This window comes from Lacrimispora sp. (assembly GCF_032078915.1).
Classification (GTDB): domain Bacteria; phylum Bacillota; class Clostridia; order Lachnospirales; family Lachnospiraceae; genus Lacrimispora.
On the sequence record NZ_DAMAUN010000128.1, the window covers coordinates 1 to 12,579 of the forward strand.

Here is a 12,579-nt window from a genome sequence, read left to right on the forward strand (position 1 = left end):
TTTTATGTATGCGCCGATGCCGGGCAGGATTTCTATGATGATTTATTTTGGAAGGTGACTTGTGAAGCCGGGATCCAGCCTCTTGTGGAAGGGATGATACCGGAAGAGGTTGAAGTGACGTCAAGGGAATCAAAACAGTATGAGTATCTGTTTTTACAGAATTTCAGCCAAAAGCCGGCTGTGCTGGAACAGAGGCTTTTGGACTGCCTTTCAGAGGGAACGGTTCTGCTTGGGGAGATTTCAGGAAAGGGCGAAATAGAATCATATGGTACGGTGATTATCAGAAGAGATCTGCCCCGGAACTGAGAGTAAGTGTTTTAACATATTTCTTAATTGCCAGCTATGTTGATTTATGCTAAGCTTTTTCTAAGAAACACATTTTACAGCCTCAAAGGCAATAAGAAAAAGAGGAATCCACATGGGAAAGATTGCATTGCTTGTATCCAGGGAAGAAATGCTGCATCAGGCGCACAACATTCTCCAGGAAAAGAAATACGAGATCAGTGAAATGCGTGTAATTAAAACGGAAGATGCAGTTTCCGAGGCCAGGCGGTCCATTGGGGCCGGTGCTTCCATTATCATAGCCAGAGGGCTCCAGGCCTCCTTAATGAAGCAGTATACGGATATTCCAGTGGTGGAAATCGTCATCACTGCCCAGGAAATGGCTCTTCTGGTCAATAAAGCCAAGGAGATTTTAAAGAACGATACTCCCGTTATCGGTGTTGTGGGGTTTCGGAATATGTTCTGCGATATGTCTTATTTTGATCTCATATATGGGATTGAAATGAGGACGTATTTTGCAGATAAAAATCATTTGCTTGAGGATATGACAAGGCAGGCCATAAGAGATGGGGTGGATTTAATCATTGGGGGCGATACGGCGGTGAGCATAGCAGGGGAGGCCGGACTTCCTTCCCTGTTTTTATCCAATACCGAGGACTCCTTAAGAAATGCCTTATCCATGGCTGAAAGCATGGACTATGCCATGGGAATCGAGAAGCGGAATGCGGCTCAGATTGAAACTCTTTTGGACCACTCGTTCAGCGGCGTGGTGAGGCTTGATGCTTCCGGGACCATTATGGACTTAAATCCCATGATGGAAGATATTCTGCAGATAAAGAAAGAAGAGGTTCTTGGAAAGGCTGCCTGTGAGATCTTTCCGGAGCTTTTAAAAGACTTTGGAAAAGAGCCCTATTCCCTGTTTATGGAGATCAACCGCACTTCTGTATTTGCCGTTGTGGCTCCGGTGGTCATTGACCAGAGGACAGAGGGAGTCATACTCACCTGCCACCGCATGAAAAAACGCCGGTCTCCGGAACCGGATTCCAGAGGAAAGGGTCATGGAAAGGGATTTATTGCCCTGGGGGAATTTGATGATATCCTTCAGGAATCCCAGGCAATGCAGGAATGCATACGTCTGGCAAAGCTATATGCACTGTCGGAAAAAGCGGTTTTGATTGAAGGGGAAGCTGGAACGGAAAAGCGTCTTCTGGCCCAAAGCATTCACAACGCCGGCCTTCGAAAAGATGGCCCGTTTGTGGCATTATCCTGCGATGGGATTGGGGATGAAGGACAGTTTGACATGATCTTCGGAGATAAGGGTGCAGCCGCACAGGCAAAAGGAGGCTCTCTTTTATTAGAAGAGGTGCAGTGCCTTACAAGAGCCAATCAATACCGGCTCTGTCAGTTGATCCGTTATAAAAGCCGTCTTGGAAAAGACGGGGTAAGGGATCCAGGAGCCGATGTAAGGGTCATGGTCACCACTGATGTGCCTTTGTCTGAACTGGCAGAAGACGGAGCAATGCGGGAAGACCTCTATTATCTTTTAAGCGGCCTGACCGTGAGGATCCCCCCTTTAAGGGAACGGAAGGAGGATCTGGAACGGAAGCTTGCGGGAAGCCTCAGGGGCTGCTGCGAACATTATTCCAGGTTCCATGTATTGACCCATGGCGCCAGGAAACTGCTGCTTGATTATCCCTGGAAGGGAAATCTGCTTCAGGTGGAGAGCTTTTGCGAACGCCTGATCCTTACGGCAAATAAACGGAGTATTGATGAAGGTTTTGCAGAACTTGTTATAAAAGAGCTGTATCCCCGCTCTCATAAACAGGAAGAGGGAAAGGAGCGGGAGGAACATGCCCGGGAAAAGCCTGTTCCCGAAGAAGGAAAAAAGATAGCAGAAACTCTTTTAAGGTTTGGAGGTAATCGAGAAGAAACTGCAAAGGCCCTGGGAATCAGCAAGACAACTCTGTGGAGAAAGAGAAAGAAGTATCATTTGAAATAGGGATCTGAAATAAAAGTGAAACGAATTAGAAATAAAAATGAAACCATAGGAGGTTTGTACAGGAAACCTCCCTGTATTCGGTAAATCCGCCCATAGCAATGGCCTTCTATTTTTTCTATAATCAGGGCAGAGATGGGAGATCCCATCGGCTGCTGACAGACAAAATAGAAAAGAGAGGAAGAGAAAAATGAAGATTGGATTTATCGGATTGGGAATTATGGGAAGGCCTATGGCAAAGAACCTGGTAAAAGCAGGCCATGAGCTGGTTGTTTTTGATTATAACAAGGAGGCTGTTGCAGATCTGCTTTCCTGCGGTGCGGCGGAAGCGGCAAACGGAAAGGAAGCGGCCTCTCAAAGTGAAGTGGTCATCACCATGGTGCCAAACTCTCCCCATGTAAGAGCGGCAGTTTTAGGAGAGAACGGAGTTGCAGAAGGAGCAAAGCCAGGTACTGTGGTCATTGACATGAGTTCCATTGATCCAACGGAAAGCAAGGCCATCGGTGCTGAACTGGAAAAGCTGGGAATTGAGATGCTTGATGCCCCGGTATCCGGCGGAGAGCCAAAGGCCATTGACGGAACCTTATCCGTGATGGTGGGCGGAAAGAAAGAGTTATTTGATAAATATTATGATATGCTGATGGTAATGGCAGGCTCTGTGGTATATGTCGGCGGACTTGGCTCAGGTAATGTGGCAAAGCTGGCAAACCAGATGGTAGTAGCCGTAAACATTGCAGCAGTATCTGAGGCCCTTACCTTTGCAAAAAAGGCCGGAACTGATCCGGAACTGGTATACCAGGCCATCCGCGGCGGTCTGGCAGGCTCCACCGTTATGGATGCAAAAGCTCCCATGATACTTAACAGAAACTTTAACCCAGGCTTTCGCATTGAGCTGCATATCAAGGATTTAAACAATGCACTGAATGCGGCCCATGCCGTCAGTTCACCGGCCCCATTAACCGGACAGTTAATGGAGATCATGCAGGGGCTGAAAGCGGATGGCTTTGAAAAAGAAGATCACTCCAGTATTGTAAAATATTATGAAAAAGTTGCCAATACAATTGTAAAGCCAGGAAACTAGAACCGGAATGATTGAATGGATAAACATGCAGCACTGGAGGAAAAAATGAATACAGATTTTATAAAAGGAGTTATCGTTCCGATTCTCACTCCCATTGATGAAGATGAGAGGATCGATGAAGCAAAATTAAGAGATCAGGTGGATTACGTCATTAACGGAGGCGTTCTTGGAATCCTGGCTTTTGGAAGCAACGGAGAATTTTATGTTATAGAAGAAGACGAGATGGAGCGGGGCCTAAACATCATGATCCATCAGTCCGCCGGCAGAGTCCCGGTCTACTTTGGCATAGGCGCCATCAGCACGAAAAAATGCTGCCGCCTTGCAGAAATGGCGGTGAAAAACGGAGCAGCAGGAATTTCTGTTTTGCAGCCAATGTTTTTAAAGCCAACGGAGGCAGAACTTTATCTGCATTTTAAGACAATTGCAGAAGCTGTTCCTAATATCCCTGTCCTTCTTTATAACAACCCGGGCCGGGTGGGATACACTTTATCCGGGAATCTGGTGGAACGTCTGGCGGAGGAGGTACCCAATATTGTGGGCATGAAGGACACCAGCGGGGATATTACCCAGACAGCGGAGTTTATCCGAAGGACCCGCCGCAAGGGCTTTAAGGTATTTGGAGGAAAGGATACCCTTCTGTATGCCTCCATGTGCCACGGCGCAGTAGGAGGGGTGTGTACTGCGGCAAATTTTATGCCGGAGCTGATTACGGATGTTTACAATAAATACATTGCAGGTGATTTAAGCGGTTCCCTGGAGGCGCAGTTTAAGCTGAACCCGGTCCGTCTGTCCATGGACCCGGCTAGTTTTCCGGTAGCTGCAAAGGATATGGCTAATTTAAGGGGCAGAAACGTGGGTCTTCCTTATAAGCCCAATCTTGCGACCCCGGAAGGTCCTGTATTAGCCCGTATAAAAAAGGAAATGGAATCAGCGGGGCTTCTGTAATTGATACGGTCAGTGGACAGGCTGGCGGCTCTGATGAGACGCCAGCCTGTTTTGAACATCCATAGGAGGGGTGCATTGTTATAATTTGATTGGAGGAACGGCAAATGGAAAAAATGGTGGCATTGCCCGATGAAACTCTGGTTCCCGCAATTGGACAGGGAACCTGGCTCCTGGGGGAGCAGAGTGGAAAACGGGGAAAAGAGGCGGAGGCCCTAAAGACAGGAATTGAAGCAGGGATGACACTGATTGATACGGCTGAAATGTATGGAGACGGAAAATCAGAAGAACTGATTGGAGAGGTCATAACCGGCTATGACCGGAACCGTCTGTTTCTGGTATCCAAGGTCTATCCTCATAATGCAGGAAGAAAGCGCATAGGGAAGAGCTGTACGGAAACCTTGAAGCGCCTGGGTACGGATTATCTGGATTTATATTTGCTCCACTGGAGAGGAAGCATTCCTCTGGCAGAGACGGTGGAATGCATGGAGCAGCTAAAAAAGGAGGGAAAGATCCTCCGCTGGGGCGTATCCAACTTTGACACGGAAGATATGGAGGAGCTGTGGAGGGTGCCGGAGGGGAAGAATTGTGCAGTCAATCAGGTGCTTTACCACCTTGCGTCCAGAGGCATTGAATATGATCTTCTTCCCTGGATGAGGGAGCATGGGGTTCCTGTCATGGCTTACTGCCCTCTGGCCCAGGCGGGAGATTTAAAAAGAGGGCTTTATGAAAGTCCGGTGCTGTCTGAGATCGGAGCCGCCCATGGGTGCAGCATTTCTCAGGTGCTGCTGGCCTTTGCCATCCGAAACGGTGATATCATTGCCATACCCAGAACCGGAAAAAAGGAACATGCCCTGGATAATGCAAAAGCAGCAGAACTGGAACTGACCGAGGAAGAACTTTTGGAGCTTGACCGGGTTTTTTCTGCGCCTGCCGGAAAAGTGTATCTGGACATTGTGTGAAAATTCTGTCAAAGGACTTTTATGGGGATAGGAAGTGGGGACAGCTATGGAACAGATCGGGATACTTCTGCCCAGGCAGACCATCCTGGAGTTTGCGGAAAATGTACTGAAAAAAGAGGGAATAGAGGTTCAGATATTAAAGGTTGTGGAAAATGCAAATGCGGTCGTGGAGGCACAGGAGGCTTTAGTAGCCGGGGTGCGCATTATTATTGCCAGGGGTCTTCAGGCAACCCTTATAAAAGAAAATACCAACATCCCTGTGGTGGAGATGCCTGTTACCCTCCGGGAGATCGGGTTGATGATTTTAAAAGCAAAGAGGATGCTGAAAAAGGAACACCCCTTAATCGGGATCGTTGCATTTAAAAATATGTTTGACAGTCTGGACCACTTAGAAGAATTATTTGACTGCGGTCTCCGTTTTTATGAACTGAAGGCTTTGGAGGAGACCAGAAGCAAGGTGAGCCAGGCGGTTGCAGACGGGGTTGATTTAATTATCGGGGGAGTGAAGGCCAACCAGACGGCTTTTGAGATCGGCTTTCCAAGCCTGTTTGTTGAAACAGGAGAAGAATCCATCCGCAGTGCCCTTGGCATGGCTCTCCATATGATAGACTTGGCAAGGATGGAGAAGCAAAATGAGGCCCAGATCGAGACCCTGCTTGATACTTCTTTCAGCGGAATCATTAAAATCAACGCTTATAAAGAAATTGTGACGGTGAACCGGGTGATCGAACAGTTGATGGGAAAGCCTGCCTCAGAGGTGGTGGGCTTCCCAATTGATAAGGTGATCAGAGGAATCGATACAGAAGGGATCGAGGGGATCTTAAGGGGGAGTGAGGAGCTTTATTCCACCTCCTTTACCATAGGGGACCAGCCTCTTATGGTGGTGGGAGCGCCGATTCAGTATGACGGGCATTTTAGCGGAGCGATCCTGACCTGCCATAAGATGAAGGGGATCGAACGAAGAGATTCTGAGTCCGCAGAGACCAAACTGGCAAACGGATACATAGCCAGGCGCAATTTTAACCATATCCTTCGGCAATCCCCTGAGATAAAACGGTGTATAAAACTGGCCAGGTCCTATGCCATATCCAAAAGCCCGGTGATGATATGCGGAGAAACGGGAACGGAAAAAGAAGTGTTTGCAGAAGCTGTTCATAATAACAGCCCCCAAAAGGGAGGCCCCTTTTTAAATGTCAACTGCGGCTCCCTGTCCCCTCAGGAGCAAAGAGAGGTCATCTTTGGTTTTTCAGAGGAACGCAGAAAAGGAGCCTGGGAAACAGCTTCCTATGGAACGGTCCTGCTTCAGGAAGTGGATAAGCTGTCCTTAGAGACCCAGTATCTGCTTTATAAGGCAGTCCACGATAAGCTGTTCTGGTGCAATAATTCCATGGTGAAACGAGCCCTTCCGGTACGGCTTATGGTCACCACTTCAGAAGAGCTTGCTATGCTTTTAAAGAATGGCCTGTTCCGGGAAGATTTATATTTCCTCCTTTCTTCCCTTAAGATCGAGCTGCCTCCCCTTCGAAAGACGAAGGAGGATATTCCCAGGCTGATCCACCTGTATCTGGAACGGTTCAACGCCGCCTATTCCAGATATGTGGAAATCAGTGAGGCTGCCTTAAAGGCCATGGAGGAGTATTCTTGGGAAGGAAATCTGCTGCAGCTGGAAATGTTTTGTGAGCGCCTGATTCTGACGGCCCACCGCAGGCGGGTGGAGGAAGGGATGGTAAAAAATCTTTTACAGGAGCTTTATCCCCTTGTAAGGGAGCAGAGCGGAAGGATTCAGACCGTGCTGTTAAAGAATCCTGAAGCAGTCCGCATAGCCGGTCTCCTGGACCGGTACCAGGGCAATAGAACCATGGTGGCGGAGGAGCTGAAGATCAGCACCACCACCCTGTGGCGGAAGATGAAGCGGTATGGAATTGGAAGTAAATATGAGCTGTAACAGGGATGAGCTTCTGTTTGTTGAAAGAGATTGCAATGTTTTTGCAATCTTTTTTTCATTATCAGAAAGAAAAATAAAGGCTACAAGAGAGGGGGGATAAGGTTGGTATTTCTGCCAATAGATGACGGCTTAAAATAAGAATATAATTCACCATAAGTTCAAAAAAGGGATGAAGAAAAGGAGAAATCAGAATGACACCGATCATCACAAAAATGGAAGTTTATCCTGTAGCCGGAAAAGATTGCATGGAACTGAATTTAAGCGGAGCCCATGCCCCGTTTTTTACCAGAAACATCGTGATCCTTCATGAAGAAAACGGCGGGACAGGAGTGGGGGAAGTGCCGGGGGGTGAAAAGATCACCCAGGCCCTGTCAGAGTGTATTCCTCTTGTAGAGGGGACAAAAATAGGGGAGTATAAAAGCACTTTATTAAAAGTGAAAGCCCACTTGGAATCAAGGGGGGAGGAAGATGTGAGAGGAAACCAGACCTTTGACTTACGTACAGGAGTCCATGTGCTGACGGCCATTGAAGCCCCCTGTCTGGATCTTCTGGGAAAACATCTTGGAGTACCGGCGTGTGAGCTTTTAGGAGACGGAAAGCAGAGGGACAAGGTAGAGATGCTTGGATATTTATTCTTTGTCGGTGACAGGAATAAAACTGACCTGCCTTATGATTCGGAACCTGATGCCAAATGGGAGTGGTACCGTCTCCGTCATGAAGAAGCCCTGACCGGGGAAAAGATCGTTGCGGCGGCAAAGGCGGTAAAAGAAAAATACGGGTTTAAGGATTTTAAATTAAAAGGAGGCGTTTTGTCCGGAAGGGAAGAGATGGAGGTGATCCGGGAACTGAAAAGGGCATTTCCTGAGGCCCGCATAGATTTAGATCCCAACGGCGCCTGGCTCCTTAAGGATGCGGTTGAGTATGTGAAAGGGATGGAGGGGATTTTGACCTACTGCGAGGACCCGTGCGGAGCGGAAGGCGGATACTCAGGCAGAGAGATCGTCAGCGAATTCCGCCGCAGGACAGGATTCCCCACAGCCACCAACATGATTGCCACCGACTGGCGTGAAGTGGGACATGCCCTGGAAAGCCAGGCAGTGGATATCATCCTTGCGGACCCCCATTTCTGGACCATGAGCGGCTCTGTGCGGGTGGCCCAGATGTGCCATGACTTTGGCTATACCTGGGGATCGCATTCCAACAATCACTTTGATATTTCTTTGGCAATGTTTACCCAGGTGGGAGCGGCGGTACCGGGAAAATACAATGCCCTGGATACCCACTGGATCTGGCAGGAGGGCTTAGAGCGGCTGACAAAAGAGCCTCTGCGCATCGCAGATGGCTGTGTGGAGGTTCCCGAAAAGCCGGGCCTGGGCGTGGAGGTTGATATGGAACAGGTGAAAAAAGCCCATCAGCGGTACCTGGATCACTGCCTGGGCGGGAGAGACGATTCCGTGGTCATGCAGTATTTGATTCCCGGCTGGAAATTTGATCCGAAAAGGCCCTGTCTGGTCCGGTAATGGAATCCAGGCATGAAAAATTCTTATGATCCAATCGGTATTAGCAATTGGATGTATCAAGTTTTCGTTGATATAATGCATATATCAATGGGCTGGTTGAGAATGAAAATGAACAATATAGCCAAATGGAGGGATTAAATGGATATAGAACAAAAAGGCACACCAGTGGTAACTCAGATGCAGGTCATACCCGTTGCCGGATATGACAGCATGCTGATGACGTTAAGCGGAGCCCATGCTCCCTGGTTTACCAGAAACCTGGTGATATTAAAGGACAGTGCCGGACATACGGGAATCGGTGAGATCCATGGGGGAGATTACACCTGTGAAGCATTGAGAAGCTGCATTCCTCTGGTGGCGGGCCAGCCAATCGGAAAATACCGGACGATATTAAACAGCATCCATAAGGCTGCCAGCCGGGCAAAAGAGGATGATGGAGAAGGAATACAGACCTTAGACATCAGCAAGCTGAAATTTGTAGTAAAGGCGGAATGGGCCATTGAGTGTGCGCTTTTGGATCTGCTTGGAAAACACTTAGGACTTCCCATGTGCGAGCTGCTGGGGGACGGAAAGCAGAGGGATGAGGTGGAAACCCTGGGCTATCTGTTCTATGTCAGTGAGAAAGAAAAAGCCTGTAAAGATCTTGATTATCTGGATGAAAGGGGCAGCAGTGATCCCTGGTTTAAGCTTCGCCGCCAGGAGATGCTTAAACCGGAGCGGATCGTGGAGCAGGCCCAGGTGCTCCATGAAAAGTATGGATTTGGAAATTTCAAGCTAAAAGGCGGCGTTTTAACAGGAGAAGAGGAGATGGAGGCTGTCCGTGCCCTTAAAAAGTCTTTTCCTAAAGGGCGGATCAACATTGATCCTAATGGAGCATGGAGTCTTGAAGAAGCCGTTAAAATCTGCAAACCCATGGAAGGAATCTTAACCTACATTGAAGATCCCTGCGGTCCGGAAGCAGGATATTCCGGCAGAGAAGTGATGGCGGAATTTAAAAATGCGGTGAACCTCCCGGTAGCCACCAACATGATTGCGACGGACTGGAGGCAGTTTTACCATTCCGCTGCCTTAAAATCTGTGGATATCGTACTGGCAGATCCTCATTTCTGGGGATTTGGAGGAAGCGTCCGGATGGCTCAGATTTTAAATGACTGGGGCATGACCTGGGGCAGCCATTCCAACAACCATTTTGATATCACCCTGGCAGCCTTTGCCCATACGGCAGCGGCAGCACCTGGAAATCCTACGGCACTTGACACCCACTGGATCTGGCAGGATGGACAGAATCTGCTGGAGGATACGCCGGTCATTCAGGGAGGATATTTACAGGTTCCCCAAAAGCCGGGCCTGGGAGTCACCCTGAATATGAAGCGGGTCATGGAGGCCAATGATCTGTATAACAGCCTGCCCTATCATGACAGAGATGACACTATGGCAATGCAGTATCTCATACCTGGCTGGAAGTATGACTGTAAAAGTCCTGCACTGGTAAGGTAAAAAAATACATATTAAATGGAGGGGTATTTTATGAAAAAACGGAATTTGAAAAAACAGGTACTTTGTATGGCGCTCTGCTTGAGTATGGCGCTGATGAGCGGCTGCACGGGAGAAGGAGCCGCTGCCAGCGGGACCAATGGCTCCCAGAAGGCAGCCGCAGAAAACAGGTTTGTTTTTGCGGGGCCAAATAACATCACTCAGTGGGATCCGCTGAATGAGAACAAGACAAATGCCTATATGCTTTCCAAACTCACCTACAACACTCTGGTGAATCCTTATGGGGAGAATAACTCCATACAGCCGGAACTGGCAACCGAATGGAGCGTATCCGGGGATGGACTTGAGTGGACCTTTAAGCTGAGGGAAGGAGTTAAATTCCACAACGGAGAAGAGTTCAATGCGGATTCGGTAGTAGCGACCCTAAAGCGGCTGCTTGACAATCCTACCCTCGTCCAGGCTGCCTTCTGGCCTTCTCTGGAAGGTGTGGAAGCCAAAGACACATATACGGCTGTAATCAAGCTGAAAGAACCCTGGGGCGCTTTGCTGAACCAGTTGATCGACACTCCCATGCTTCCGCCTAAAGCGCTGGCAGAAAAAGGGGATGCCCTGTTTGAGTTTAATGAGTCAAACAAGCCCATTGGAACCGGACCCTGGATCGCTGACAAATGGACGCCCGGACAGGATGCGGAATTTGTACGCAACGAGGATTACTGGGATTGGGGCGATGACAAGAGCAACGTTGACAGGGTCATATACCGTCCGGTCATTGAAGATACCACTCGTGTTTCCGGTATTCAGACCGGCGACTTGGATATGATCGATGCAGTGCCGGTGGAACAGGCGGACATGCTGTCAAGTGTAAAAGGGGTAAAGGTGGAAAAGATTTTAGGTTCTGCCATCGTTCACCTGGGATTCCGCTGTACAGACGGACGGATCTTTGAAGACTTAAATGCCAGACAGGCAGTGAATCACGCGTTAAACAGAGAGCTTCTGGTGCAGTCCATTGCAGGAGGCGGAGCGGCAAGCGACTGGCCCTGCCCTGAGGGAGTCCTTGGCTATGATAAGGAAAACGCCAAAGTTCCGGAATACAATGCTGCGATGGCAAAAGACCTGCTTTCTAAAACCTCTTATGCAGGAGAAGAAATATCCTTTATCGCACCTACCGGCGTATTCGCCAGAAATAAAGAGGTGGCACAGGCAGTTTTGGCAATGCTTTCAGAAGCAGGATTTAAGGTAAATTTAGAGATCATGGAGAATGCGGCCTTCCAGGAACGCCGTGCTGCGGGAAATTATGATTTATACATTCAACGATATCCTTATCCGGCAGGCGACCCAGACTCCGTAATCACCCAGAGATGGTTAAACGATGCCCATAAGTCAGGATACGTCAATGACGAAATGAATACAAAGATTCTGGAACAGAAGCAGGAAAGTGATCCAGCAAAGCGTGAGCAGCTCTTAAAAGAAGTATTTGCGATCGAATGGGCGGAGGCAGCGCCTCATCTGGCCCTTTACCAGCAGGTGACGACTCTCGCCTACCGGGACGGCATTACAGGCTTAAGACTGAGGATCGATAATGTATTTGATTATTCCAGAGTATCAAAAGCCGCAAATTAATGACTAAGGGAATACATCTTGAAAGGGGATACAGTTTTGCTTAAATTTATAATGAAACGTTTGGGATATACGGTTTTTGTCCTGTTTGGAGTATCCATTTTAACCTTTGGGCTTTTAAAGCTTACACCAGGTTCCCCGGCCCGCCTGATGCTTTCCGATGATGCAACAGAGGAGCAGATCAGAGAAAAAGAAATAGAAATGGGACTGGACAAGCCTCTGACTGTACAGTATTTCAGCTACATAACAGGAGTAGTAAGGGGAGATTTAGGGGATTCCTTATTTTATAAAATGCCGAATTCCACGCTGATCTTTCAGAGATTGCCGGCTACCGCGTACTTAACGCTGGTGGCCATGGGAATCGCCCTTCTCATCAGCATACCCATGGGGATTATCGCGGGGGTGAAAAGGGGGTCTGTCATAGATTTATTTGCCATGATATTTGCCCTTCTTGGACAGTCTATATCAGGTGTTGTTTTAGGACTTATATTTATCTTGTTTTTTGCGGTTAAGCTTGGCTGGCTGCCGGCCATGGGATATGGAGGCTTTGCATTTGTCATCATGCCGGCCACCTCCCTGGCTATGCAGATGGCTGCTCTCATCACCCGTATGCTGCGGTCCGGCATGGTGGATGTGCTCCAGGAGGATTACATTACCGCAACCTATGCAAAGGGGATAAGCAACCGGGAAATTACCATGAAGTATGCCTTAAGAAATGCAATTCTGCCGGTTATTACGGT

General features: G+C 48.4%; 10 protein-coding genes. All 10 read left to right on the top strand.

The window, feature by feature from the left end; genetic code table 11:
• On the top strand, positions 1-306 hold a 306-nt coding region (locus tag RT269_RS27830; RefSeq protein ID WP_313187594.1), incomplete at its 5' end, for a Beta-galactosidase C-terminal domain.
• A 112-nt stretch (positions 307-418) separates the two neighbouring features.
• Entirely contained in the window at positions 419-2,281 is a 1,863-nt protein-coding gene (locus tag RT269_RS27835) for a PrpR N-terminal domain-containing protein (protein ID WP_313187595.1), read from the top strand.
• A 187-nt stretch (positions 2,282-2,468) separates the two neighbouring features.
• Positions 2,469-3,359, top strand: a complete 891-nt coding sequence (gene garR / locus RT269_RS27840) for a 2-hydroxy-3-oxopropionate reductase (protein WP_442913841.1) — start codon at positions 2,469-2,471, stop codon at positions 3,357-3,359.
• A 45-nt stretch (positions 3,360-3,404) separates the two neighbouring features.
• Positions 3,405-4,304 carry a dihydrodipicolinate synthase family protein gene (locus RT269_RS27845; RefSeq protein WP_313187597.1) on the top strand — a complete coding sequence of 300 codons (900 nt, stop codon included), beginning with the start codon at positions 3,405-3,407 and terminating at the stop codon, positions 4,302-4,304.
• Between the two features lie 104 nt (positions 4,305-4,408).
• Positions 4,409-5,263: an aldo/keto reductase gene (locus tag RT269_RS27850; RefSeq protein ID WP_313187598.1), complete on the top strand. Its 855-nt coding sequence runs from the start codon at positions 4,409-4,411 to the stop codon at positions 5,261-5,263.
• A 46-nt stretch (positions 5,264-5,309) separates the two neighbouring features.
• Positions 5,310-7,208, top strand: coding sequence for a sigma-54-dependent Fis family transcriptional regulator (locus tag RT269_RS27855; RefSeq protein ID WP_313187600.1), 1,899 nt, complete (start codon positions 5,310-5,312; stop codon positions 7,206-7,208).
• A gap of 191 nt (positions 7,209-7,399) precedes the next feature.
• Positions 7,400-8,728, top strand: coding sequence for an enolase C-terminal domain-like protein (locus RT269_RS27860; RefSeq protein WP_313187601.1), 1,329 nt, complete (start codon positions 7,400-7,402; stop codon positions 8,726-8,728).
• A 138-nt stretch (positions 8,729-8,866) separates the two neighbouring features.
• Positions 8,867-10,225: an enolase C-terminal domain-like protein gene (locus RT269_RS27865; protein ID WP_313187603.1), complete on the top strand. Its 1,359-nt coding sequence runs from the start codon at positions 8,867-8,869 to the stop codon at positions 10,223-10,225.
• A 30-nt stretch (positions 10,226-10,255) separates the two neighbouring features.
• Entirely contained in the window at positions 10,256-11,842 is a 1,587-nt protein-coding gene (locus RT269_RS27870; protein WP_313187605.1) for an ABC transporter substrate-binding protein, read from the top strand.
• 36 nt (positions 11,843-11,878) lie between these two features.
• On the top strand, positions 11,879-12,579 hold a 701-nt coding region (locus tag RT269_RS27875), incomplete at its 3' end, for an ABC transporter permease (protein ID WP_313187606.1).

What these genes read in the sequence shown, in the direction of transcription:
- RT269_RS27865 (WP_313187603.1), top strand. Translation starts at nt 8,867, where the DNA reads ATGGATATAGAACAAAAAGGCACACCAGTGGTAACTCAGATGCAGGTC.
- RT269_RS27855 (WP_313187600.1), top strand. Translation starts at nt 5,310, where the DNA reads ATGGAACAGATCGGGATACTTCTGCCCAGGCAGACCATCCTGGAGTTT.
- RT269_RS27845 (WP_313187597.1), top strand. Translation starts at nt 3,405, where the DNA reads ATGAATACAGATTTTATAAAAGGAGTTATCGTTCCGATTCTCACTCCC.
- RT269_RS27870 (WP_313187605.1), top strand. Translation starts at nt 10,256, where the DNA reads ATGAAAAAACGGAATTTGAAAAAACAGGTACTTTGTATGGCGCTCTGC.
- garR (WP_442913841.1), top strand. Translation starts at nt 2,469, where the DNA reads ATGAAGATTGGATTTATCGGATTGGGAATTATGGGAAGGCCTATGGCA.
- RT269_RS27850 (WP_313187598.1), top strand. Translation starts at nt 4,409, where the DNA reads ATGGAAAAAATGGTGGCATTGCCCGATGAAACTCTGGTTCCCGCAATT.
- RT269_RS27860 (WP_313187601.1), top strand. Translation starts at nt 7,400, where the DNA reads ATGACACCGATCATCACAAAAATGGAAGTTTATCCTGTAGCCGGAAAA.
- RT269_RS27835 (WP_313187595.1), top strand. Translation starts at nt 419, where the DNA reads ATGGGAAAGATTGCATTGCTTGTATCCAGGGAAGAAATGCTGCATCAG.